This is a genomic window from Enterococcus sp. AZ035, from assembly GCF_050548325.1.
Taxonomy (GTDB): domain Bacteria; phylum Bacillota; class Bacilli; order Lactobacillales; family Enterococcaceae; genus Enterococcus; species Enterococcus faecalis.
Map to the genome: position 1 here is coordinate 649,343 of NZ_CP172958.1, position 23,691 is coordinate 673,033.

Here is a 23,691-nt window from a genome sequence, read left to right on the forward strand (position 1 = left end):
AACGTGCAATGAAACAAAAAACAGTCACTTTAATAGGGTTGTTCTTTCTGGCAATTCTGATTGGTGTCGCAAGTCCGACCGTATATGCCGAAAACAAAGAACAAGACAACCATACCTTTACACAACCTTTTCAAAATAAAACAATCTCTTTAACAGGTACTTCTGTCCGTAGCACCATGTATTTTACAAAAATTGATTATTGGGACGTAAAAAAAGCATCATTCAATATGACCTACCAAATCACACAATTAAAAAATAATCAGACCTCAGATTTAACTGTGGCAGTTAATGGTGTGAAGTTTTATTCTTGGCGTCCTGAAAATACGACTGGTATTCAACAAAAGACGATTGAAATCCCTTTGGAACTGATTAAAGAGACAAATACATTGACTGTTGAAGGCCAAATTATTAATCAGGCAGGAAACGACATGTATAATTTAATTGAAACTCCAGCAAATTGGTTAACGATGTATGAAGGATCTAACGTAAACTTCCAATACGATTTACAATTACCAGAGAATACGATTCATTCTTTTTATAATCATTTTGTGGGAGCAGACACGATTGCGAATAAACACAGTGTTATTTTGACACCAGAAAATGCATCGGAAAAAGAATTAGCTGCAGCGACCCATGCGTTAGCTGGTGCTGCTCGTTTGATTACTACCTCAGAAGAATTGTTGCCAATGGCTTCTTTGAACAAAGAACAGTCAGCACCCTATCAGTTGATTATTGCCAGCTATGATAAATTACCAGATCAGTATAAAAGTCAAATTGATAGCAAACGCGTGGAGGACCAGGCTGTCTTAAAATTTTTCAATCAACCAGATAAGCATGTTTTAGTAGCTACTTCTAAAGATGAGGACTTACTTGTTCGTGCGGGACGTTATTTAGCAAACTATGAATTAATGACCCAAACAGATAAAGAAGAGACAACAGTTGATGAGAATACCGATACGTTTAGTTCAACTTTAGAATTTGATGGAAATTATCCATTAACCTCAACGGGGGACAAACTAGAAGGGGCTTATCACCAAGAACAAACGTACTTTGTCAATTTACCAGTGGATCGAAACAATGCCAATGGAAGTCGCGTGCATTTACATTTTAAATACGCTGAAAACTTAGATTTTGATTCTTCTTTAGTGACGGTCTATGCCAATGACAAACCAATTGGCAGCAAGAAATTAACCGCTGCTCGTGCGAACGGTGATGAATTAAATCTCGAATTTCCAAAGAACTTAGAAATTGCTGATAGTTTTGTTTTAAAAGTTGCTTTTGATTTGAATGTTAAATCACCAGAAGTTTTACGAAATGGTCAGACTCCATGGGCCTTTATTGAAAATAATTCGAATGCGTTTATTCAAACAGAAGAACTGAATGACATATTATTTAACAACTATCCGAACATTTTTATCAGAAGCCGTTCTTTTGCTGATTTAGCGATTTTATTACCAGAAAAAATGGACGATAACTATTTTAAAGTGTTGACCAATCTATTTAACTTAATTGGTAATTATGCCGAAAGTAATGTCGGTGAGATTACGTATTATAAAAAAGCGCCTAAAAATGCGGCATTAGAAAATCATAACTTGATTATTTTTGGTACGCCTAAGGATAATCCGATGATTCGTAAGTTAAACGATCAATTATATTTCCATTATGATAAGGACTTCACACGTTTTGTTTCAAACGAGAAACTGAGCATTGAAAAAGATTATGGTAAACAAATCGGTACGGCGCAGTTAATGTTTTCTCCATATAATGCGAAAGCCGCGGCGTTAATCTTAACAGGAGCTAAATCACAAGGTGTCTTTTTAGCCTCTACACAAGTGAATACAGAGAAGAATACTTCTATGTACAAAGGAGATGCCATTGTGGTCGATCCGAACTATCGTCGCTATGATTATCGTTTCAAAAAACGTGTAAGCAACGTTAGCAACGAATCATTAGGTAAACGAATTGTCAATAATCATAAATTAATGATTTATCTATTTGTCTTCTTAATTGGTATGACCATTATTGGATTAAGTGCGTTCTTCATCGTGAAGAAGAATTTGAAAGGTGGGGAATAGAGTGAATCAAAAACGAGTGACCTTACTTTTGGATTTAACTTTGTTGGTAGGAATTGTTTTGGTTGTCGGCACAACCATCTTTATGGCCTTAGGAACGAATGATTTCTTTGTGGACTTAAGTTGTCTATTAATTTCAGTTATCTTAATTATCGTTACCTATTTTGTAGGAATTACAGCGGGGTTAACATTTTCGCTTATATTTATTTTTCTACAATTGACCTATGTTGTATATCAGTATGTCTATCATGATTTGTTTAGCTATGGCTCATTATTTTGGCTAATCATGCCGCCGCTCTACTGTTTAACAATCTATGCAGTGACTTATCAAATTCGTACGATTGAAGAAGAAAATATTCGCTTACGTAAAGAAACTTCACGGTTAAATGCGTTAGATGCAGTAACTAATTTAAGAACAGCAAAAATGTACGAGGAAGGATTCGATTTATTTTCTGATATTTCTACACGTTATGAAGCGCCGTTATATTTAGTCGTGATCCGAGTGGCCTATTGGGAAAGTATTCGTAACTTATTAAGTCCTGAACAAAAAAATGAATTGCTACAAATCGTGACAGCGGCGATTAAAGAGACAACGGATGATCGCTTCTTACCATACTTTATCGACGGCACACCGCCGACTTGGGCGTTATTAATTTTCCGCGATGGGGATGACGGATACACTACTAGAAAAGAATTCAAACAACAAGCTCAAGAGAAATTTACCCATTCTGAAACCTTAAGAAATATTACTTTGACATTACAAGTTTCCTATACCAAATATGATCCTGCCGAATTTAACAACGCTTCAGAATTTTTAGGGGATGGAATTAATTCTCTTCAATATGATGTTTAAAAAGGAGGCAAACAAATGACTGAAAAACTTGCTGTTTTTACAGGGAAATTAGCAGAGGCTGGTGTGTTAAATGAGACGCAGCCATTGTCAATGCGATTACATTTAGAAAATATCCAAGCAGAAAGTGATCCAGAATCCATTGTTCCCTTATTTTCTCATGGGGTAATTTTAAACATACTTGTTGAACAGTTAGAGGAAAGTATCCCACTGTCTCACTTGAAAAAAGGGACCAAAGTCCGTTTCACAGTCGTGGGCTTGCCGCCGATGACTATGTCAATTCCACCGCATGTTGGCGGGCAAGCGATTGAATTGATAGAAGAAATCTAAAAAGCTTCTGCATTAGCTATGATTATTAGCTAATGCAGAAGCTTTTTTTATTCAAAGGTCATTCTTTCAATTCGATCGAACGCTTCCTTTAATAAATCTAAATTTTGTGTTGCGGCTAAACGAATGTACTCATCGCCTGTTGTTTCACCAAATGCTTTTCCAGGAATCACTAATACTTGTGTCTCTTTTAAAAGCTTTTCCACAAAAGGAACGGAAGTTAGTCCGGTTTTTTGAATGTTAATGAAGGCGTATATACTTCCTTTGACTGGATGAAGCGAAAGGAAAGGAATCTTTGCTACTCGTTGTGCCACATACTCTAAACGTGTTTGGAACACTTCAACGATTGGGTCTACAAATTCGTCAAAATGTTGTAACGCATAGATTCCTGCTTGCTGTGACAACGTAGGCGCAGAATACGTAACGCCTTCATTAATTAATTTGGCTACTTCGTTAATATAGTCTGGGGCAATCATATAACCAATACGCCAACCAGTCATTGCAAAGGCTTTTGAAAAGCTGCCAAAAGTGATAGTATTTTCTGGAGCAAACGTAGCCATGGGAGTAAACGTTTCTTGGAAACAAAAGGCTTCATAAACTTCATCTGAAAGAATGTATAAGTTGTGTTCAATCGCTACCTGTGCAATTTCTCTGAAAGTTTCTTCAGAGAAAACAGCGCCTGTCGGGTTATTCGGTGAATTAAGAATAATCGCTTTGGTTTTAGGCGTGATTTTTTCTTTCAAAAGAGCTACATCAATTTGGAAACCATCTTCTTCATAGGTTGGTAAAAAGACCGGAACGCCATCTGCTAAAAGGACTTGGTCTTTATAAGGAGAGAAATAAGGTTCATGAATAATCACTTCATCTCCAGGATTTAGAATCACTTGTAAGGCAAGGTACATCCCGTGTAGAGCGCCAACTGTGGCCCGGACTTGATTCGGTTGAAAAGATAATTGATAATGTGACTGATAAAACTGAATGACCGCCTCAATGAATGCCTCGCTACCATCAGAAGCGGTATATTTTGTATGCCCATTTTTGGCATCGTTAGCTGCTTGTTCGATAATCCGCTCATCGGTAATTAAGTCAGGGTCACCAATCGATAAATCGATTAAATTTGGGGTCTTTTTCGCCAATGTTGCAATATCCATGAGTAAATTTTCAGTAGGTTGTTGGTAACGTGTTGCGATATTCTTGCGATCCATACTAGGTGCTCCTTTTTATAAAACTTTTCTTAGAAAATCTTGTGTTCTTGGGTTTTGTGGCGCATCAAAAATTTCTTCAGGTGTGCCTTCTTCTTGAATGATTCCTGCATCCATAAAAATGACACGGTCCGCGACTTCTTTTGCGAAGCCCATTTCGTGGGTAACCACTACCATTGTCATCCCTTCAATAGCTAAATTTTTCATAACGGATAGCACTTCGCCCACCATTTCAGGGTCTAAGGCAGAAGTTGGTTCATCGAACAGCATCACGTCAGGGCGCATGGCTAAAGCACGAGCAATCGCTACCCGTTGTTGTTGCCCACCAGAAAGTTGAGAGGGATAATTTTCTTTTTTATCTGATAAACCAACTTGTTCCAGTAAAGAAAGAGCATGTTCTGTGGCTTCAGAAGCGGCTTCTTTTTTTACTTTAACAGGACTAATCGTTAAGTTTTCCAAGACATTTTTATGCGGGAAAAGATTGAAATTTTGGAATACCATTCCCATTTTTTGACGAAGTTGATCAATGTTGGTATTTTTATCTAATAAATTTTTTCCTTCAAATTCAACGCTGCCACCAGTTGGTGTTTCTAATAAGTTCAAGCAACGTAAAAAAGTACTTTTACCACTACCAGAAGGGCCAATAATTACGACAACTTCACCAGCTTCAATTTCTAAGTCAATTCCTTTAAGTACTTCATTTTTTCCGAATGTTTTCTGTAAGTTTTTAATGTTAATCACTAGTACTCATTCTCCTTTCAGCAACACCTAATAGACGTGAGATAGTAAAGGTTAGGACGAAATAAATTAACGATACAATTAAATAAGGTAAGAAGGGTTTAAAACTTGCTCCTTGAACGTTGCCAGCTTGGAAAATTAGTTCTGAAACACCAATGACTGAAACAACGGAAGATTCTTTAATTACTGTAACAAATTCATTGCCTAACGCTGGTAAAATATTTTTAATAGCTTGTGGGAAAATGATGTATCGCATTGCTTGGTTTTGATTCATTCCCAAAGAACGAGCAGCTTCCAATTGTCCTTTATTAACTGCCTGAATACCAGCACGAATAATTTCTGCTACATATGCACCACTGTTTAAAGAAAGGGCAATACAACCAGCTGCTACTTTTGATAAGTCTAAGCCAAGAACGCCTGTCCCGAAATAGACAATAAAAATTTGAACAAGCAAAGGAGTGCCACGAACATATTCAATATAAGCAATGGCAATGCCACGTAAAATTTTGGAATTGGCTAACTTCATTAAGGCAAGTAATGCCCCTAAAATGGCACCAAACAAAACACCAATGAAAGCTAGGAAAATGGTATAGCCTGCACCGTTAAGGTAGAACTTTCCATACTTTTGTAAAAAGCTTTGATCTTTTTGGAACATTAATTGATTGGCTTCTTTTTTATAACCGTCCATTAATTTTTGATCATTAATTTGTTTAATAGAGGCATTTACTTTCTCCGTCAAAACGGGCGCATCTTTAGGAAAAGCAACGGCAGTATCTTTTGAGCCTTTTTCAAAGGTAACATCAGCAAAAGCTAAATCCTCATTTTGAGAAACATAGGCTTCGCCAACCGGTTCTTCCATAACGACTGCATCTAATTTATTATTTTTTAGATTCATAATTAAATCTGGAATTTTTTGAAGAGAAGTAGGGACAGCACCGGTTAATTCGGTTTTAATTAATTCTTCTTGTGTCGTTTGCTTTTGGGCACCTGCACGAACGCCTTCGAAATCTTTAGTGGAATGAAATTTATCTTTGTCTTCTTTCCGAACAATGACTCTTTGTTGAACGTTCATATATGGTTGAGAAAAAGCTACTTCTTTTAATCGTTCAGGCGTTGGCGACATGCCAGAGATGACCATGTCAATCTTGCCAGTTTTTAAGGCCCCTAACAGAGCATCAAAGCCTAGTTCTTCGATTTTTAATTTAACGCCTAAATCGTCGGCAATTTTTTGAGCAATAGAAATATCAAAACCGACAATTTTATCTTCACCATCTACTTTTGCATGAAATTCATAAGGGGCATAGTCTGCGGATAAGCCGACAACTAGTTCTCCCTTTTGGATGATTTTGTCATAGACTGGATCGGTTTCGGCTGCAAAAGTTTCTTTAATAGGTAATAATGAGAGCAACAAGAATAAAATTGGTAAAATCGTCTGTAGCCATTTTTTACATTTGGTCATTTGCGTAAACTCCTTTTTGTATTATTTTTATAAATATTCAAAAAAAGCGAATAAATGTATAAAAATTTATTGTGTTATGATGTGGTTTATCATATCATAGAATATGTAAAAGGAAAAGTAGTAGAGTTGAAAAAATACAACTTTTTCAAAAAAATTTTCAAAAGTCAAAAATGAAGGGGATTTTCAAGATGGAACAATCATTAATTGTGAGAGGGACACCACAAGAGTATCTTTGCGAAATTGGTTCGTGGGAATTATTAGAAGGACAACTATTATGCAGAAATATTCATCGTGTATTCATTTTACACGGGACTGAGTCATGGCAAGCGGCAAAACCGTATTTTCCGACGTTTCAAAAAGTAACAGCTGTTTTTGAAAACTATGGAGGTGTTTGTACAGATCAACGTGTGCAAGAGTTAGAAGCGCAAGTGCTGGACAATCATTTAGAGGCCATCGTCGCTGTTGGTGGAGGAAAAGTGGCCGACTTGGGCAAAGCCTTAGCACACAAAATGGCGTTACCGGTAATTATTTTGCCCACTTTAGCAGCTACTTGTGCACCGTGCACGCCATTGAGTGTAATGTATCGAGAAGATGGAGCAATGGAACGATATGACGTTTTTCCGCAAGCAAACGCTTTGGTGTTGGTAGAACCAAGAGTGTTATTACATTCGCCTCGGTCCTTAATGGTGGCAGGTATTGGGGATACATTAGCTAAATGGTACGAAGCAGATGCGATTATTTCGCAGTTAGATGTCCAAGTGTTACCTATTCAAGTTTCTCATTTTGCCGCGGAAAAATGCCGCGATATTTTGTTAAATGAAAGTATCAATGCTTTAAAAGCGATGGAAGAGCAACAATTAAATCAATCGTTTATTGATGTCATCGAAACAAATTTAATTATTGGTGGAATGGTGGGTGGCTTTGGCGATGATTATGGTCGGACAGCAGGTGCCCATTCCATTCATGATGCACTAACTTTGCTGCCAGCTAGCCATCGACAATTGCATGGAAACAAAGTGGCGTATGGTGTGTTTGTTCAATTAGCCATTGAAGAAAAATGGCAAGAAATCGCTGAATTGATTCCTTTCTATCACCAACTAGGTTTGCCTATTTCTTTAAAAGAAATGGACATGGACTTAACTGAAGCCGAGTATCAAGAAGTAGCAGAACGTGCTTGTATAGAAGGCGAAACGATTCATTATATGAAACAAAAAATTACCCCTGAAATTGTGAAAACAGCGATGCAAGATTTAGAAAAATATACAGCGACAAAATAAGTGCCAAACAGCAACTAGTTCATTTGAATTATTTGAATTAGTTTCTGTTTTTTAAGGATCCTTTTTTGAAAAAAGAAACCTTGAGAAATCCTTGCAAATTCAATAAAAAAAAAGTATGATGATGGGAGGACAAATTATAGTAGAAAGTAGGGAAATGAATGACGGAACCAGCCATTCGTTATCGTTTAATCAAAAAAGATAAACACACAGGTGCGCGTTTAGGTGAATTAATTACTCCTCACGGCACATTTCCAACACCAATGTTTATGCCGGTAGGTACACTTGCGACAGTTAAAACAATGTCACCAGAAGAATTAAAAGAAATGGGTGCCGGTGTTATTTTAAGTAATACTTACCATTTATGGTTACGCCCAGGTGAAGATTTAGTCGAAGAAGCAGGCGGTTTACACAAATTTATGAACTGGGATCAACCTATTTTAACTGATTCAGGTGGCTTCCAAGTCTTCTCATTAAGTGATATGCGGAAAATCGAAGAAGAAGGTGTGCATTTTAGAAATCATTTAAATGGTTCAAAAATGTTCCTTTCTCCAGAAAAAGCGATCAATATTCAAAATAAATTAGGATCAGATATTATGATGAGCTTTGATGAATGTCCACCATTTGATGAAAGCTATGAGTATGTCAAACGTTCGATTGAACGGACTTCTCGTTGGGCTGAGCGTGGCTTAAAAGCCCATGCGAATCCTGATAGACAGGGATTATTCGGTATTGTTCAAGGTGCGGGATTTGAAGATTTACGTCGTCAAAGTGCTAAAGATTTAGTGAGTATGGATTTTCCTGGCTATTCGATTGGTGGCTTATCTGTTGGTGAGTCTAAGGAAGAAATGAACCGAGTCTTAGACTTTACGACACCGTTAATTCCTGAAAATAAACCACGTTACTTAATGGGTGTGGGTGCCCCTGATTCATTAATTGATGGAGTGATTCGTGGGATTGACATGTTTGATTGTGTGCTACCAACACGTATTGCGCGCAATGGTACTTGTATGACTTCACAAGGTCGCTTGGTTGTTAAAAATGCCCAATATGCAAGAGATTTTCGTCCGCTTGATGAAAAATGTGATTGTTATGTTTGTCGTAATTATACGCGGGCCTATATTCGTCATTTGATTAAATGTGATGAAACATTCGGAATCCGTTTAACATCGTATCATAATTTATACTTCTTGTTAGACTTAATGAAAAATGTCCGTCAAGCAATTATGGACGACAATTTATTAGAATTCCGACAAGCGTTTTTTGAAGAATATGGCTTTAATAAAGCGAATGCAAAAAGTTTCTAAAAATTAGAGGAAAAAACTAGTTCTTCAAGCATTTTTTTGATACAGTTAGTAGTGTGAATAATGCAGAGTGAGGTGAAACAAATGGGTGGCGGATTTACAATGATTTTTACATTAGTCCTTTTAGGAGGAATGATGTTTTTCATGACACGTTCTCAAAAGAAACAACAGCAAGAACGTCAAAAACAACTAAACGCAATGAAAACTGGCGATAGTGTTGTCACAATTGGTGGTTTACATGGTGTTTTAAGTGAAATCAATGAAAAAACAGTTTTAATCGATTGCGAAGGTATTGTCTTAGAATTTGACCGTGCAGCAATTCGAACTGTAACACCTGGAACTGCCGTTACAAATGATTCAGCAGTAACTAGTGTACCAGTCACAGAAGTTGAAGAGACAGTCACAGAAGAAGTAACTGAAGTTCCTGAAACATCAGATCCTTCAAAAGAAAAGAAAGACTAAACGAATCAACTAATTCATTTAATGGTTAGAGAGAGCGGAACAGGCTTTTCAAAGGCGAAACTGTGACCAGTAGTCACACGAGAAAGCCAATAAGAAGAGATAATTCCTATTCCGCTCGTGTCGTTTATCTTAAAATGTAGGACTAGGAAGGAGCCTGGGACAAAAATCACTTTGGATTTTTGTCCCAGGCTTAAAAATTGATAAACGGCGGGAACAGAAGCAACTCCTTCGGAAATAAGCCAAAATTCTCCCAAAATTAAAGAACAATTTTCGGAAATTTCTTCTTATTTCTCGGAGTTAAACACTTCTGTCCCGACCTTGTTCTAAGTCCTTTTTAACTATTAAGTTTACAAAAAAGGTTCCTTTTTATAGTGTTGGAAGATAGTTAAAAAGTGAGCAATCTTTCGCTTGGTTGGAAGGAGAAGAGCCCATGACAAAGGAAAAATTAAGTTGGTTACAACAAAAAATGCTCAATAAAAGTATTAAAAAGAAGTGCCAAAATTTTCGTGAACTAGGTTATTCTTCCATCAACGAAGAAGATTTATTGACTTATTTACTCACCTATCGTTGGAAAAAACAAACCCATTTATCTGTCAAAGACTGTCGCAAAGACATTCATAAGGTTAAGCCGAATGAATTTTTTGACTATCAACAATTATTGGCACAGACATCAAAAAATCCTTTAAGGGACTGGCATGATATTGAAGACTTATTCTAGAAAAAAGAATAGGTCTTTTTTTTGAGATAAAAAAAATTATAAATAGTTGTGAAAAATATCACAAAAACTATTTACAAGATTCGTTTTATGTTGTATGATGTGAATGTGAAATAGTTAACAAAGTTTTTTTAAAATGAAACTCTTAGGAGGATGAACATGGTTAAAACAGTAAAAAAAGAAAAGACAGAAACAGTTGATGTTTCATCAATGATTGATGAATTAGCAACAAAAGCGAATGTCGCTTTAAAAGCAATGGAAGATTTTACACAAGAACAAGTAGATCACATTGTCCATCAAATGGCGATGGCGGCGTTAGACCAACATATGCCTTTAGCAAAAATGGCTGTCGAAGAAACTGGCCGTGGAATCTATGAAGATAAAGCAATCAAAAATATGTATGCATCTGAATACATTTGGAATAATATTAAACATGATAAAACAGTGGGTGTAATTAACAAAGACGAACAAACCGGCTTAATGGAAATTGCTGAGCCAGTTGGCGTGGTATGTGGGGTCACACCAACAACGAACCCAACGTCAACAACTATTTTTAAATCACTAATTGCCTTAAAAACAAGAAATCCAATTGTTTTTGCTTTCCATCCTAGCGCACAAAAATGTTCGGCAGAAGCGGCACGTATTGTACGGGATGCGGCGATTGCAGCAGGTGCACCAGAAAATTGTATTCAATGGATTGAACAACCATCGATTGATGCAACATCTGCTTTGATGAATCATCCAGGGATTGCCATTGTTTTAGCAACTGGTGGCGCAGGCATGGTAAAATCTGCGTACTCAACAGGTAAACCAGCACTAGGCGTTGGTCCTGGGAACGTACCAGCTTATATTGAAAAAACAGCTAAAGTAAAACGTGCGGTTAATGATTTAATTGTTTCAAAATCATTTGATAATGGAATGATTTGTGCTTCTGAGCAAGCGGTCATTGTGGATAAAGAAATTTATGCTTCTGTCAAAGCTGAGTTTGAAGCACACAATGTTTACTTCGTGAAACCGAATGAATTACAAAAACTAGAAGATGCAGTGATGAATGAAGGCAAATACGCAGTAAATCCAGCGATTGTCGGTAACTCTGCAGAAAAAATTGCTGAATTAGCAGGAATTAGTGTACCAAAAGGCACAAAAATTTTAGTCGCTGAATTAGAAGGTGCAGGTCCAGAATATCCATTATCAAGAGAAAAATTATCGCCAGTTTTAGCAATGATGAAATCAAACAATGCAGAGCATGCTTTTGAACTATGTGAAGCGATGTTAAACTTAGGTGGTTTAGGACATACAGCAGTAATTCATACAGAAGATGAAGAGTTACAAGTTGCTTTTGGTTTACGTATGAAAGCTTGTCGTATTTTAGTGAATACTCCATCAGCAGAAGGCGGTATCGGTAACATTTATAACGAAATGATTCCATCCTTAACACTTGGTTGTGGTTCATACGGGAAAAACTCTGTTTCTAAAAACGTATCAGCCATTAACTTAATTAATATTAAAACGGTAGCGAAACGGAGAAATAATATGCAATGGTTTAAATTACCTCCAAAAATTTTCTTTGAAAAAAATTCTTTACAATATCTACAAAAAATGGAAAATGTTGAACGTGTCATGTTAGTTTGTGACCCTGGTATGGTTCAATTTGGCTATGCAGATATCGTACGTAAAGAGCTACAAAAACGTAAAAATGATGTGAAAATCGAAGTATTTTCTGATGTTGAACCAAACCCATCAACAAATACTGTTTATGCAGGTACCAAAATGATGGTTGATTTCCAACCAGATACAGTGATTGCCTTGGGTGGCGGTTCTGCAATGGATGCGGCGAAAGGAATGTGGATGTTCTATGAACACCCAGATACAGAGTTCTTTGGTGCAAAACAAAAATTCTTAGATATCCGCAAACGGACATATAAAATTGCCAAACCAGAAAAAACACAATTTGTTTGTATCCCAACTACTTCAGGAACTGGTTCAGAAGTTACACCATTTGCCGTTATTACTGATAGTGAAACACACGTGAAATATCCGTTAGCAGACTATGCGTTAACACCAGATGTAGCGATTGTTGATCCACAGTTCGTAATGTCTGTGCCAGCTTCAGTCACTGCAGATACAGGTATGGATGTTTTAACACATGCTATTGAATCTTATGTTTCCGTGATGGCTTCAGATTACACACGTGGTTTAAGTTTACAAGCAATCAAGTTAGTTTTCGATCATTTAGAAAATTCAGTGAAACGTCCAGATATGGAATCTCGCGAAAAAATGCATAATGCATCAACCATGGCAGGGATGGCATTTGCCAATGCATTCTTAGGTATTTGTCACTCTATTGCTCATAAAATTGGTGGGGAATATGGCATTCCACATGGTCGTACAAATGCGATTTTATTACCACATATTATTCGTTACAATGCGAAAGATCCATCAAAACACGCAATGTTCCCTAAATATGATTACTTCCGCGCCGATACTGATTATGCAGACATTGCAAAATTCTTAGGCTTAAAAGGAAATACTACCGCAGAATTAGTAGAAGCTTTAGCAACAGCAGTAGCAGATTTAGGTAAATCAGTCGGAATTGACATGAACTTGAAAGCCCAAGGTGTCTCACAAGAAACATTAGACACAACGGTTGATCGTATGGCAGAACTTGCATATGAAGACCAATGTACAACTGCAAATCCGAAAGAACCATTAATTAGTGAACTAAAACAAATTATCTTAGATGCTTATGTAGGATAAAAGAACTCAAATAAAGAGACCAGAACATTAATGTTCTGGTCTCTTTAACGTTTTGCGAAAACAGTGCTGTCGATACCACGGTTATGACACCAATTAACTAAAACTGGATCGAGGACAAGTGCGGTACTCGTCAATTCTTCTGTCGTCTTTTTTCCTAAAAGAGTATAAAGCATTTTCACTTCTTCTTGCCATTGCTGTACAAGGGCTAAGGTATTTTCTAAACCATTTTTACTCATAAGGGAAGCTAAGATAGTCCCAGCAACTCCCATGCTTTTGGCACCTAAAGCGAGTCCTTTGACAATATCAAGAGAGTTACGCACACCGCCAGAGCCGAGAATAGTTAGTTTCTTTTGCCAATTTTGTGATTCCAGAAGAGAGATGACCGTTGATTGCCCCCAATCATCTAAGAAAGAAAGTTCTCGTTTCTTCCGCCGGGCATTTTCAATTTGTGTAAAACTCGTTCCGCCTTGGCCGCTCACATCCGCTGCTTGAACGCCGATAGAGGTAAGTTTTTCTAAGGTTTCTTGGCTCATGCCAAAGCCAACCTCTTTGACAATGACAGGCACTTCTACGGCCTGTACGATAGCTTCAATCTTGGTTAGCCAATTAGTGAAATCACGATCTCCTTCAGGCATGACCAATTCTTGGGGCACATTTACATGGATTTGTAAGGCATTCGCTTGAAATAAATCAAGCGCTCGCTTTGCTTCTTCCACACCCAAGCCTGCACCAATATTGGCAAAAATGAGTCCATCTGGGTTTTCTTTTCGCATAATTTGATACGTATCCGCTAAACTAGCATCTTTTAACGCTGCCGAGACAGATCCTGTCGCAACTAAAAGGCCAGTTTCTTTGGCAATAATGCCTAATTGCTGATTAATTTCTTTTGCACGCTGGCTACCACCTGTCATTGCATTGACATAAAAAGGTTGGGGAAGTTGAAAAGAAAGAAACGAAGTGGAAATATCTACTTCGTTAACAGCGGATTCAGCAAACGATTGGTGAACAAAACGCACACGATCAAAGTCATTACTTTTTTCTTTGTGGAACGCTTTAGCTAATGATAGATGTTCATCTTTTCGATTCATGCTTCTCCTTACACTCCTTTTGACCATAGGTATAGACGTGAAGTGGCAGTGGGGTAATTCCGTCTTTTTCCCAAGCAGTCATTAATGGTAAAATCCCAGATTTTTGGCGGAAAATTACAATCCCACAATCGCCCCCGCCAGCGCCAGAAGATTTCGCAGCTCCTGTATAAGATTCAGCCAAATCACAAAGATTTTTCAAGGCTTCTGTTTCGATTACCACACCAGTCAGTGAAGATAATTCGGCGAGCAATTGGCGATTTTTAGTAATTTGTTTTTGAATAACAGAAATTTTTCCTGTGTTAAAGCCATTAATCATTGTTTCGACACAAAGCCGACTTTTCATTAAGAATTGCTCATAAGCCGCTTGTTTTTCTTCTTTTGATTGATGGACTCGATCAACTAAGTCTGAAGTGGACGCAGGGCTACCTGTCCAACCAATTAGTAAACGTAGTTGTTTCGGTACTTTTAACGGAAAAATCATTAATTCAGGCCAGTCCATTGCTAACAAATCAGTTAATGTTTCAGTGGCTACTTTTTGATTGACCCAATCATGATCGAAGGTTGAAAAGGCAATCCAGCCCCCGTAACAGCTGGCGGCGATATCTCCGCAAGAACCATTTCCTTGAACGGCTAAGTGAGCTAATGCTGATAATTTGAAAATTTCCTCATTTTCCAAACCTAAGTCATAAAAAATATTCAAGGCTTTGACAGTTCCAACGGTTACTGCACCGCTTGAACCAAGACCATATTTTCGTCCATTTGAACTATCTAATTCACTCGTCACTTTTAAATGATAAAATGACAATTCTTTGTTTTGCTCTTGCGCATATTTTTCAGTTAGATGAATCGCCGCTAAAACATAATGAAAAGGATTTTCGCGAATATCTAATACGAGCTCACCATTTCGGCGTGTCCAACGAATAGGTAAAGAGCTGTATTGTGCAGATTGAATACTGCCTTCATCTGTTGTTTCTTCGACAGTTACAGTTACGAATTGATCCACAGCAACGATAATGGCAGGGTGGCCAGGTTCAACAACGGCATATTCTCCTGCAATAAATAACTTTCCTGGCGTAGTAACTTCAATCATGCTTATTTATCCATTCCTTTCGTTTCAAACAATTCAATTCCGGGACCAGCAAAAGCTGGGACTAACTGCTCTTTTGAAAAATGTTCACTTAAAAATGTTTTTAATGCTTCTAAGTTTTTCTTTTCGACTAAGACCTTGACATTCGGACCTGCATCCATTGTAAAGTAACAAGGAATTCCTTTGGCCCGTGCTTGGCGAACTAAAGCCATCGCTTGTAAACTGCCTGGGGACCAGTAAGTAAATGGAGGGACAGCACCTAAGGTTGTTCCATGCATCCTTAACCCATTGGCTTCAATGATTTCTCCTAAACGAGGGAAGTCTTTTGTTTTAATTGCTTCATGAACTTGGGATAAATCTTTTTCCACATTGTCCAACCAACCTTGATAAAAGCTAGAAGTTTCTACTGTTCGTTTCATTCCATCACGGCTGGAAACATCTTTTTCGCCATCGTTAATTAAGATAAAGAGCATGGCCAATTCGTTTTCCCAATTATTGGCTGGAATATTTTCAGCAAACGAAGTTTCATCAGAGTGGCCTTTATTCCATTGAGCAAAACCACCAAAAATGCTGCGACAAGCAGAACCTGAACCACGTCGCGCTAAACGTGATAAGTCTTTTGCTGAAAGATTTAATCCTAAGGCTACGTTACAGGCCCCTGCTAAAGCAGCTAGACCACTCGCTGAAGAAGCCAAACCAGCTGCAGTAGGCACAAAATTTTGACTTTCCACTTTTGCAAACCAAGTACAATCGGCTTGTTGACGAACAAGATTCAAAAATTCTTTGACTTTTTTTGTTTGTTTTTCGTTTTGCAAGATACCATCTAAAATAAATACATCTTCTGAATAATGGGCATCAAATGTCACAGTTGTTTCTGTGTAAAAGGCATCTAATGTTAATGATAAACTACTATTCATTGGTAAAATGTATTCTTCATTGGCTTTTCCCCAATATTTAATCAGAGCAATATTTGTATGCGCTCGTGCTTTTCCTGAAAGCATTACTTTTTCACCTCTAATGATTGAATCCATGTAGCAACAGCTCCATTTTCTTCTAAAGTCTGTGCAATGGTTTGTGCGGTCTTTTTATTATCTGTTAAGGCAATCATACAGCCACCGCGACCGCCGCCGGTTAATTTTGCTCCTAGAGCGCCATGTTCTAGAGAGAGAGCCACTAGTCGATCCAGTATATCGTTGCTGACGGTTAATTGCTGGAGTTGCTCTTGCGCTAACGTCATTAGCTGACCTAATTTTTGTTTATCATCTTGTAAAATTGCCTGCTTCGCTTCTTTAGTAAAAGAACCTAATTGTTTCATTGTTTCAGCGATTGCTGTGGGATTATTTTGAGCTAGCTGCGCAATGTCTTTCACTGCTTCACGTGTTTGACCTTTAATTCCCGTATCAGCTACTACTAAGTAGGCATTAGATAAATTCATCGAGAAATGTGTGGGCGGAAATCCTCTAGTAAAAAATAAGGGATCAGCGCCGCTTGTTGCTGCGGCATCGATACCACTAGGATTGCCATGAGCAATTTTCTCACTTAAGGAAACAAGCTCAAACAATTCTTGATATGTATAAGCGTAATCAAAATAATCAAAAAGGCTTCGAACGATGGCCACAGCGGTTGCTGCGCTTGAGCCCATTCCTCGTTCAGCGGGAATCGTACTTGTTAAGGTCAAAGTGCCTTTAAATGTATCTTCCTTTAAAAAATGTAAAGTTTGCTGAACAACTTCCTTGATATTTGCTAGCTCTTGGGGCACGTCTTCAAGCAATCCTGTAAAATATGCACAATCAATCTGCATAGTTTTTGCCGGGGTAAAGACGGCTGTGATTTCTGTCGCTTGAAAAGGAAAGGCGATTGCTGGTTCGCCGTAAACAACGGCGTGTTCCCCCATTAAAATGATTTTTCCCGTCGCTTGACCGAGGCCTTGTTTTTTTATATTCATTCACTGACATTCCTTTTGAGTAGAATCGAGTATAGGACAAAAGACGTTCTTGGATTAGAAGAACGTTTGTCATAATCTCTTCATGATTTATAGGAAATGATTCCAAAAGTTTCTCTTGTTCCAAAAAAAGAGATTGCTTAACCTAAGATAGTTTACCTAAAAATAAGGCACAAGTAAAATGGTTCTGTTGGTTTTTCCAAAAAATTAATAACAATTTAATAAGAAAGAACCGACAGAACCAGTTATTCGGCTATTTTTTTAAAATTTTCTTAGGTAATCACCAAACCAAGGGCACTTGCCAAATAAATGGCTTGTTCAGGGGTGACTTTAAGACCTGATAAATAGTTTGGTGAGAAAGTCAAGCGTTCAAAGGTGTTTTGGGAAAAATCCAATCCTTTTAAAGAAGTATTTAACCAATTACTTTCGGTTAAATCGCAAGCTTCTAGAAGGAGTTTCTTCCAAGTGACCTCGAAAAATTCACTTTCGACTAAACGAGTCTGATTAAAGTGAACAAGATTAAAATTTGCAAAACGAAAAGAAGCATAATCGGCTTTGCAATCCTCAAATAGACAATCTTTTAAATAGCTATCTGCAAAATTCGTTCCTGTCAAATTGCAACGAAGGAAAGTCACTCGATGAAAACTGCCAGACAGCCATTCGACGTTAGAAAAATCGCAAGCTTCAAAACGCACATTACTACAATCAAAAGAAGCAAACTGGCCATTTGCTAATGAAAGATGATCGAAAACAGCATCCCGAAAGACTAAGTTACGAACTTCTTGATTCGGTAAATCAATCTGCTGATACAAATGATTTTCTAAGATTGCCTCATCTTCTAATTGACAGTTCGTTAATAGAGGAAGTTGTTCTGGTAGATTTGGTGGCAAGGGATAAGTTATTTTCATAAAACGCCTCTTTCTTCTTGTTGATTTTCAAAGGTTTCATCAATTGAGTAGGCCCGATTATAGAAACGTAGCGCAGTTGTGAAAACATAAGCGCCGGCAAAACCAAGTAAACTACCTAACACAATCCCGACTAATCGATAGTTTAAAAGATTACTAATGACTTGCTGTCGTGCAAGATTTGATAATAATAAGGACATCGGGGTAATAAAAAAGCTGGCAATCGCATAGTTTCTGTTAATGAATCCTTCAAAAGCTGCATATAGAATACTAATGATACCGATTGTTTGTAAAGGTGTAAAGGGAATCATTAATAAAATTGCAGAAAGCAACAAACCAAGACTCGTACCTAGAATCCGTTGCACATTTCGCTGCATCACAGAATGTAAATTTTCCCCTTGTAAAATGGCTGCGCAAGTAAACGTCATCCAATAGGCGTTGACTAAATGAAGCGATTGGCTTAAATAAGCCGCTAAAAATAAAATGGCCGCATAATGCAAAGCATCTAATAAAGAAGCGGGATCGATATAAAGTCGTTCTTGAAGAGACATCCGTTTTTGAAAAACGTAGGGGCGCTTGTCGATGAAATGAAGCACAATGCCCATGATAATGCCGGTCACTACTCCTAAAAGAACAAAACTGGCCATGATGGGAATCTTATGTAAAGGAAAATTGTTGCTTGTTCCCATTGCGGTTGACATGATAACTAACAAAGCACCAGGCTTCTCAATGCCATACAATCTAAAAAGTAAGCGTGCAAGAAAAGCGACGATGGCAATTGTAATGGGAATCAACCAAGGTACATGGTGACTTAGCATTCCTAAGCTGTTGCCCAGAACAATAAAAAAGCCAACAATATTCAGTCTGCGCAATAATTGAGGCAAAGGAAGCGGCTGATAATAAATAAACGTATAAATGCCCATCGAGCCAAAGGTCCCAATGAGTAAATTATTGGAAAAATAACCAATTAATAATGGAATTGCCATACAAATTGCGACACCAACTAACCGAAATAATTCGTCATTTGCTTTATCAATAGCAAACAAATCCTTTAAAAACGTAGAATTTTTCATATTTTGTCACTCCTTTACTTCCTAATTTACCATAATGTTTAGAAAACTGACAAAAGAATTGCAATAAAAGACAGGAAGAAAAAGAGTGGTTTCTGATAGGAAGAGAAGAAAAATTAAAAAAAGTTAACATTTTGACTTGCAATTTTAATATGAAAAATGTAAGATATATTCCATAGCAATAAATAATTATTAAATTCTGATTTTTCAGAAAATACAGATTGCATTATTTTAGGAGGCAACACTATGAAATTGAAAAAGTCATTAACATTCGGTGTGATTACATTATTTAGCGTAACAACTTTAGCGGCTTGTGGAGGCGGCGGAACGTCAGATAGCTCAAGCGCGTCTGGTGGCGGTAAGGCAAGTGGCGAACAAGTTTTACGTGTCACAGAACAACAAGAAATGCCAACAGCTGATTTATCACTAGCAACAGACAGAATTAGTTTTATTGCATTAAATAATGTATATGAAGGAATTTATCGTTTAGACAAAGATAACAAAGTCCAACCTGCAGGTGCAGCGGAAAAAGCAGAAGTTTCTGAAGATGGACTAACATACAAAATTAAATTAAATAAAGATGCAAAATGGTCAGACGGTAAACCAGTGACTGCTAATGACTATGTTTACGGATGGCAACGAACAGTTGATCCAGCGACAGCTTCTGAATATGCTTATCTGTATGCCTCTGTAAAAAATGGTGATGCCATTGCTAAAGGGGAAAAAGATAAATCAGAATTAGGAATTAAAGCAGTCAGTGATACAGAATTAGAAATCACTTTAGAAAAAGCAACACCATACTTTGATTACTTATTAGCTTTCCCATCATTCTTCCCGCAACGTCAAGACATTGTGGAAAAATATGGTAAAAATTATGCATCAAACAGCGAAAGTGCTGTCTACAATGGTCCATTCGTCTTAGACGGCTTTGATGGTCCTGGTACAGATACAAAATGGTCATTCAAGAAAAACGATCAATATTGGGATAAAGATACTGTGAAACTGGACTCAGTAGATGTGAATGTCGTGAAAGAATCACCAACCGCGTTGAACTTGTTCCAAGATGGACAAACAGACGATGTCGTTCTTTCTGGTGAATTAGCCCAACAAATGGCCAATGACCCAGCTTTTGTTAGTCAAAAAGAAGCATCAACACAATATATGGAACTAAATCAACGTGATGAAAAATCACCATTTAGAAATGCGAACTTACGTAAAGCAATTTCTTACTCAATCGACCGTAAAGCGTTAGTTGAATCAATCTTAGGGGATGGTTCTATCGAGCCAAACGGTTTAGTACCAGCAGATATGGCAAAAGACCCAAGTGGCGGCAAAGACTTTGCTAAAGAAGCAGGTAGTCAAATTGAATATGATACGAAAAAAGCTAAAGAATACTGGGAAAAAGCGAAAAAAGAATTGGGGATTTCAACCTTAACAATGGATATTCTTTCTTCAGATGCAGATTCTTCTAAGAAAACAGTTGAATTTGTTCAAGGGTCAATTCAAGATGCTTTAGATGGTGTGAAGGTAACGGTTAGTCCGGTTCCATTCTCTGTTCGTTTAGATCGTTCAAACAAAGGCGACTTTGATGCAGTAATCGGTGGTTGGAGTGCTGACTATGCTGATCCAAGTAGTTTCTTAGACTTATTTGCTTCAGATAACTCATATAACCGTGGACGTTATAACAATGCAGAGTTTGACAAGTTCGTGAAAGCAGCAAGTAGTGCAGATGCGACAGATCCTGAAAAACGTTGGGATGATATGTTAAATGCAGAGAAAACGATTATGGGAGACATGGGTGTGGTACCATTATTCCAAAAATCAGAAGCGCATTTACGTGCTGAAAAAGTCAAAGATGTCGCAGTTCATCCTGCTGGCGCAACGTATGACTACAAATGGGCATACATTTCAGAATAACCTGACAAAAGATCGATAGCAAACAAAAAAGGACCTTTGCCATGGAATAAAAGGCAACGGTCCTCTTGCTATCTTGTCTTAGACCAAGTAAAATAGTAGAAAGCCTAAAGACAGAATCAGTAAGATGCCCCCAGTTTTTAGCCAGAAAGAGCGATGTGCATCGCCAATGACTGAAAGCGGGATAAACTCTTTCGGTTCATTTTTCTTTTTAAAACGAAACGCGTTTTTCATTGAGCGCTGAAAGTTATCGAAAAAGCCAGAGGATATAATCCATAAAGCAATGCCGATAATTAAAAAGAAAAGCGAAACGATAAAGAAGGTATCTGATAATGAGGAGGTAGTGATAGGTTCTTTACTTATTAATAAGTAAAGAAAAATGCCGATACTGGAAATAACGGCTGTAATAATTGGCCATTTAAAAGTTTTCATGTGTTCACCCTATCTATTATTGTGGTCTATCTAGTCATTACTTTAACGAAAATAACTGAGGAAGTCAAAAAAATCTCGGAGGTGTCATTATTGAATAGTTTTGGAAAATATTTTCTTAAACGGATCTTTTTCATGATTATCACTTTGTGGTTAATCGCAACGATTACGTTTTTCTTAATGCAATTATTACCAGGTACGCCTTATACCAACCAAGAAAAACTTAGTCCAGAAACAATCGCTATGTTGAATAAACAATCTGGCTTAGATAAACCAGTGATTGTTCAATACGGAATTTACTTAAAGAACCTGGTAACAGGAGACTTTGGTATTTCATTCCAATTTAAAAACCAACCTGTTGCTAAGTTATTAGCTGGTCGAATTGGGCCATCCCTTCAACTGGGAGGACAAGCGATTATCTTTGGTACGTTAGTCGGTATTTTATTGGGGATTATCGCAGCGATGCGTCAAAATACTTGGGTAGATACGTTGGCAACATTGTTAGCCATTTTAGGTCGTTCTATTCCAAACTTTGTTTTCGCGGTATTATTACAATACATTTTTGCAATGAAATTAAGAATCTTACCAATTGCTATGTGGAATGGTTTTGCCTACACAATCTTGCCAACTATTGCCTTGGCAATGAGTCCCATGGCCGATTCGGCTAGGTTTATTCGAACCGAGATGGTAGAGGTCTTGCATAGTGATTATGTCGAATTAGCCAAAGCAAAAGGCTTGAGTCGCTGGCAAGTTGCATTCCGCCACGGATTAAGAAACAGTTTAATTCCATTGATTACCTTATTAGGACCTTTAGCCGTTGGTTTAATGACAGGTTCTTTAGTAGTAGAAAATATTTTTGCCATCCCTGGGATTGGGGAACAGTTTGTAAAATCAATTATGACAAACGACTATCCAACAATTATGGCAGTAACTATTTTGTATTCAACAATGTTAGTTGTTGTAATTCTGATTGTTGACTTACTTTATGGTTTAATTGATCCAAGAATTCGCGTATCAGGAGGTGCAAAAGGCTAATGGAAACAGTCAATAAAAATAATCTACCACAAGCGATTAAAGATATTCCGGCAGATGAGTTTCAGCCTCTAAACACTTCAACTCTAAAAGAAAGAGAGCGTATTGCCACACCGTCTTTAAGTTTCTTACAAGACTCATGGCGTCGTTTGAAAAAGAATAAAGCTGCAGTTATCTCAATGAGTTTCTTAGCAGTTATTATCTTTATCTCTATTATTACCATTTGGGTTTCACCACATAACCCAACGAAACAAAATGTTTCTTACATTAACTTACCACCACGAATTCCTGGCTTGGAAAGCGTGAATGGTTTAAATGGTAAAACAACAGTTGCTGGTCAATTAGTTGATAAATATGCACAAGCAAACGTTCCAGATAACGTAAACTTTTATCTAGGAACAGATGGTTTAGGTCGTGATGTCCTAAGTCGTTTATTTATGGGAACACGTATTTCATTATTAATTGCGTTTATCGCGGCAATTCTAGATATTACGATTGGGGTAACGTATGGACTGATTTCCGGGTTAGTCGGCGGTCGTGTCGATACAGTAATGCAACGTATTTTAGAAGTTCTTTCTGGTATTCCTAACTTAGTTGTTATGATCTTGATGCTAACAGTCTTTGATCCAGGGATTGTTTCGATTGTTTTAGCCATGGTTATTACAAACTGGATATCAATGGCCAGGATTGTGCGAGCCCAGACCATGAAACTAAAAGACCAAGAGTTTGTCATGGCAGCAGAAACATTGGGCGAATCTCGTTGGAAAATTGCTATTAAACATATTTTACCGAATATCTCAAGTGTCATTATTGTCCAAATGATGTTCAGTATCCCATCGGCAATTTTCTTTGAAGCGTTCCTAAGTTTTATTGGGTTAGGCTTACGTCCACCAACCGCATCTTTAGGAACCTTGTTAAACGAAGGATACAAAACTTTCCGTTTCCTTCCATATTTAATGTGGATTCCAGCGGCAACACTTTCAGTTATCATGATTTGTTTCAACTTGTTAGCTGATGGTTTACGTGACGCATTTGATCCTAAGATGAAAGAGTAAGAGTGGTGA

21 protein-coding genes are annotated in these 23,691 nt (G+C 37.5%); 11 read left to right on the forward strand and 10 right to left on the reverse strand.

Annotated features, from left to right (window positions below; all coding sequences use genetic code 11):
• The first annotated feature begins 8 nt into the window (after positions 1–8).
• The 3 genes from IGL32_RS03120 to IGL32_RS03130 are packed head-to-tail and all read left to right on the forward strand — an operon-like array spanning position 9 to position 3,252.
• Complete coding sequence (locus IGL32_RS03120) at positions 9–2,075, forward strand: cellulose biosynthesis cyclic di-GMP-binding regulatory protein BcsB (RefSeq protein WP_002373524.1); 2,067 nt, start codon at positions 9–11, stop codon at positions 2,073–2,075.
• Positions 2,065–2,925 carry a hypothetical protein gene (locus IGL32_RS03125; protein ID WP_002386179.1) on the forward strand — a complete coding sequence of 287 codons (861 nt, stop codon included), beginning with the start codon at positions 2,065–2,067 and terminating at the stop codon, positions 2,923–2,925. The genes IGL32_RS03120 and IGL32_RS03125 overlap by 11 nt, the downstream gene beginning before the upstream one ends.
• Before the next feature lie 15 nt (positions 2,926–2,940).
• Positions 2,941–3,252 (forward strand): hypothetical protein, encoded by a 312-nt coding sequence (locus IGL32_RS03130; RefSeq protein WP_002355767.1) that lies wholly within the window; start codon positions 2,941–2,943, stop codon positions 3,250–3,252.
• Between the two features lie 47 nt (positions 3,253–3,299).
• Here the strand turns inward: IGL32_RS03130 and IGL32_RS03135 are convergent, their stop codons facing one another.
• Genes IGL32_RS03135 through IGL32_RS03145 form a run of 3 tightly spaced genes read right to left on the reverse strand, consistent with a single transcriptional unit; the run spans position 3,300 to position 6,648 of the window.
• The gene (locus IGL32_RS03135) at positions 3,300–4,454 is read right to left on the reverse strand and encodes a pyridoxal phosphate-dependent aminotransferase (protein WP_002355768.1); all 1,155 of its coding nucleotides are present in this window, start codon (positions 4,452–4,454) and stop codon (positions 3,300–3,302) included.
• 15 nt (positions 4,455–4,469) lie between these two features.
• On the reverse strand, positions 4,470–5,192 hold the full coding sequence (locus IGL32_RS03140; protein ID WP_002361352.1) for an amino acid ABC transporter ATP-binding protein: 723 nt from the start codon (positions 5,190–5,192) through the stop codon (positions 4,470–4,472).
• On the reverse strand, positions 5,185–6,648 hold the full coding sequence (locus IGL32_RS03145) for an ABC transporter permease subunit (RefSeq protein ID WP_002358820.1): 1,464 nt from the start codon (positions 6,646–6,648) through the stop codon (positions 5,185–5,187). The genes IGL32_RS03140 and IGL32_RS03145 overlap by 8 nt, the downstream gene beginning before the upstream one ends.
• A 170-nt stretch (positions 6,649–6,818) precedes the next feature.
• On the opposite strand from IGL32_RS03145, the gene IGL32_RS03150 reads away from it, so the two are divergent.
• From IGL32_RS03150 to adhE, 5 genes are all read left to right on the forward strand, one after another.
• Positions 6,819–7,925: an iron-containing alcohol dehydrogenase family protein gene (locus tag IGL32_RS03150; protein WP_002379176.1), complete on the forward strand. Its 1,107-nt coding sequence runs from the start codon at positions 6,819–6,821 to the stop codon at positions 7,923–7,925.
• A gap of 158 nt (positions 7,926–8,083) precedes the next feature.
• Complete coding sequence (gene tgt, locus IGL32_RS03155; RefSeq protein WP_002355772.1) at positions 8,084–9,229, forward strand: tRNA guanosine(34) transglycosylase Tgt; 1,146 nt, start codon at positions 8,084–8,086, stop codon at positions 9,227–9,229.
• Positions 9,230–9,289: 60 nt separating this feature from the next.
• Complete coding sequence (gene yajC, locus IGL32_RS03160; RefSeq protein WP_002383336.1) at positions 9,290–9,688, forward strand: preprotein translocase subunit YajC; 399 nt, start codon at positions 9,290–9,292, stop codon at positions 9,686–9,688.
• A 412-nt stretch (positions 9,689–10,100) separates the two neighbouring features.
• Complete coding sequence (locus IGL32_RS03165) at positions 10,101–10,406, forward strand: post-transcriptional regulator (protein WP_002387014.1); 306 nt, start codon at positions 10,101–10,103, stop codon at positions 10,404–10,406.
• A gap of 156 nt (positions 10,407–10,562) precedes the next feature.
• Positions 10,563–13,160, forward strand: coding sequence for a bifunctional acetaldehyde-CoA/alcohol dehydrogenase (adhE, locus tag IGL32_RS03170; protein ID WP_002388933.1), 2,598 nt, complete (start codon positions 10,563–10,565; stop codon positions 13,158–13,160).
• Positions 13,161–13,204: 44 nt separating this feature from the next.
• Here the strand turns inward: adhE and fni are convergent, their stop codons facing one another.
• The 6 genes from fni to IGL32_RS03200 form a co-directional block, all read right to left on the reverse strand.
• Positions 13,205–14,248 carry a type 2 isopentenyl-diphosphate Delta-isomerase gene (gene fni / locus IGL32_RS03175; protein WP_002399734.1) on the reverse strand — a complete coding sequence of 348 codons (1,044 nt, stop codon included), beginning with the start codon at positions 14,246–14,248 and terminating at the stop codon, positions 13,205–13,207.
• On the reverse strand, positions 14,232–15,338 hold the full coding sequence (locus IGL32_RS03180) for a phosphomevalonate kinase (RefSeq protein ID WP_002355777.1): 1,107 nt from the start codon (positions 15,336–15,338) through the stop codon (positions 14,232–14,234). Before IGL32_RS03180 ends, fni begins: the two co-directional genes overlap by 17 nt.
• A gap of 2 nt (positions 15,339–15,340) precedes the next feature.
• The gene (mvaD, locus tag IGL32_RS03185; RefSeq protein ID WP_002355778.1) at positions 15,341–16,336 is read right to left on the reverse strand and encodes a diphosphomevalonate decarboxylase; all 996 of its coding nucleotides are present in this window, start codon (positions 16,334–16,336) and stop codon (positions 15,341–15,343) included.
• Complete coding sequence (gene mvk, locus IGL32_RS03190) at positions 16,336–17,280, reverse strand: mevalonate kinase (protein ID WP_010713828.1); 945 nt, start codon at positions 17,278–17,280, stop codon at positions 16,336–16,338. The genes mvaD and mvk overlap by 1 nt, the downstream gene beginning before the upstream one ends.
• 269 nt (positions 17,281–17,549) lie before the next feature.
• Positions 17,550–18,185 (reverse strand): pentapeptide repeat-containing protein, encoded by a 636-nt coding sequence (locus IGL32_RS03195; RefSeq protein ID WP_002355781.1) that lies wholly within the window; start codon positions 18,183–18,185, stop codon positions 17,550–17,552.
• The gene (locus IGL32_RS03200) at positions 18,182–19,255 is read right to left on the reverse strand and encodes an FUSC family protein (RefSeq protein ID WP_002355782.1); all 1,074 of its coding nucleotides are present in this window, start codon (positions 19,253–19,255) and stop codon (positions 18,182–18,184) included. The genes IGL32_RS03195 and IGL32_RS03200 overlap by 4 nt, the downstream gene beginning before the upstream one ends.
• A 243-nt stretch (positions 19,256–19,498) precedes the next feature.
• Here IGL32_RS03200 and opp1A point away from each other — a divergent pair, with 243 nt between their 5' ends.
• On the forward strand, positions 19,499–21,169 hold the full coding sequence (gene opp1A / locus IGL32_RS03205) for an oligopeptide ABC transporter substrate-binding protein Opp1A (protein ID WP_002399736.1): 1,671 nt from the start codon (positions 19,499–19,501) through the stop codon (positions 21,167–21,169).
• Between the two features lie 78 nt (positions 21,170–21,247).
• Here opp1A and IGL32_RS03210 read toward each other — a convergent pair whose 3' ends face one another.
• The gene (locus IGL32_RS03210; RefSeq protein WP_002379183.1) at positions 21,248–21,598 is read right to left on the reverse strand and encodes a DUF3899 domain-containing protein; all 351 of its coding nucleotides are present in this window, start codon (positions 21,596–21,598) and stop codon (positions 21,248–21,250) included.
• 90 nt (positions 21,599–21,688) lie between these two features.
• Here IGL32_RS03210 and opp1B point away from each other — a divergent pair, with 90 nt between their 5' ends.
• Together opp1B and opp1C are read left to right on the forward strand one after the other, a co-directional pair.
• Positions 21,689–22,630 (forward strand): oligopeptide ABC transporter permease Opp1B, encoded by a 942-nt coding sequence (gene opp1B, locus IGL32_RS03215; RefSeq protein WP_002381304.1) that lies wholly within the window; start codon positions 21,689–21,691, stop codon positions 22,628–22,630.
• Positions 22,630–23,682, forward strand: coding sequence for an oligopeptide ABC transporter permease Opp1C (gene opp1C / locus IGL32_RS03220; RefSeq protein WP_002355787.1), 1,053 nt, complete (start codon positions 22,630–22,632; stop codon positions 23,680–23,682). The genes opp1B and opp1C overlap by 1 nt, the downstream gene beginning before the upstream one ends.
• Positions 23,683–23,691 lie beyond the last annotated feature (9 nt).

Bases quoted from the DNA above. Each gene is read 5' to 3' on its own strand.
- IGL32_RS03210 (WP_002379183.1), bottom strand. From the start codon at position 21,598: ATGAAAACTTTTAAATGGCCAATTATTACAGCCGTTATTTCCAGTATC.
- tgt (WP_002355772.1), top strand. From the start codon at position 8,084: ATGACGGAACCAGCCATTCGTTATCGTTTAATCAAAAAAGATAAACAC.
- opp1C (WP_002355787.1), top strand. From the start codon at position 22,630: ATGGAAACAGTCAATAAAAATAATCTACCACAAGCGATTAAAGATATT.
- IGL32_RS03200 (WP_002355782.1), bottom strand. From the start codon at position 19,255: ATGAAAAATTCTACGTTTTTAAAGGATTTGTTTGCTATTGATAAAGCA.
- IGL32_RS03150 (WP_002379176.1), top strand. From the start codon at position 6,819: ATGAAGGGGATTTTCAAGATGGAACAATCATTAATTGTGAGAGGGACA.
- yajC (WP_002383336.1), top strand. From the start codon at position 9,290: ATGCAGAGTGAGGTGAAACAAATGGGTGGCGGATTTACAATGATTTTT.
- adhE (WP_002388933.1), top strand. From the start codon at position 10,563: ATGGTTAAAACAGTAAAAAAAGAAAAGACAGAAACAGTTGATGTTTCA.
- IGL32_RS03180 (WP_002355777.1), bottom strand. From the start codon at position 15,338: ATGATTGAAGTTACTACGCCAGGAAAGTTATTTATTGCAGGAGAATAT.
- IGL32_RS03135 (WP_002355768.1), bottom strand. From the start codon at position 4,454: ATGGATCGCAAGAATATCGCAACACGTTACCAACAACCTACTGAAAAT.
- IGL32_RS03120 (WP_002373524.1), top strand. From the start codon at position 9: ATGAAACAAAAAACAGTCACTTTAATAGGGTTGTTCTTTCTGGCAATT.
- fni (WP_002399734.1), bottom strand. From the start codon at position 14,248: ATGAATCGAAAAGATGAACATCTATCATTAGCTAAAGCGTTCCACAAA.
- opp1A (WP_002399736.1), top strand. From the start codon at position 19,499: ATGAAATTGAAAAAGTCATTAACATTCGGTGTGATTACATTATTTAGC.
- mvk (WP_010713828.1), bottom strand. From the start codon at position 17,280: ATGAATATAAAAAAACAAGGCCTCGGTCAAGCGACGGGAAAAATCATT.
- mvaD (WP_002355778.1), bottom strand. From the start codon at position 16,336: ATGCTTTCAGGAAAAGCACGAGCGCATACAAATATTGCTCTGATTAAA.
- IGL32_RS03145 (WP_002358820.1), bottom strand. From the start codon at position 6,648: ATGACCAAATGTAAAAAATGGCTACAGACGATTTTACCAATTTTATTC.
- IGL32_RS03195 (WP_002355781.1), bottom strand. From the start codon at position 18,185: ATGAAAATAACTTATCCCTTGCCACCAAATCTACCAGAACAACTTCCT.
- IGL32_RS03130 (WP_002355767.1), top strand. From the start codon at position 2,941: ATGACTGAAAAACTTGCTGTTTTTACAGGGAAATTAGCAGAGGCTGGT.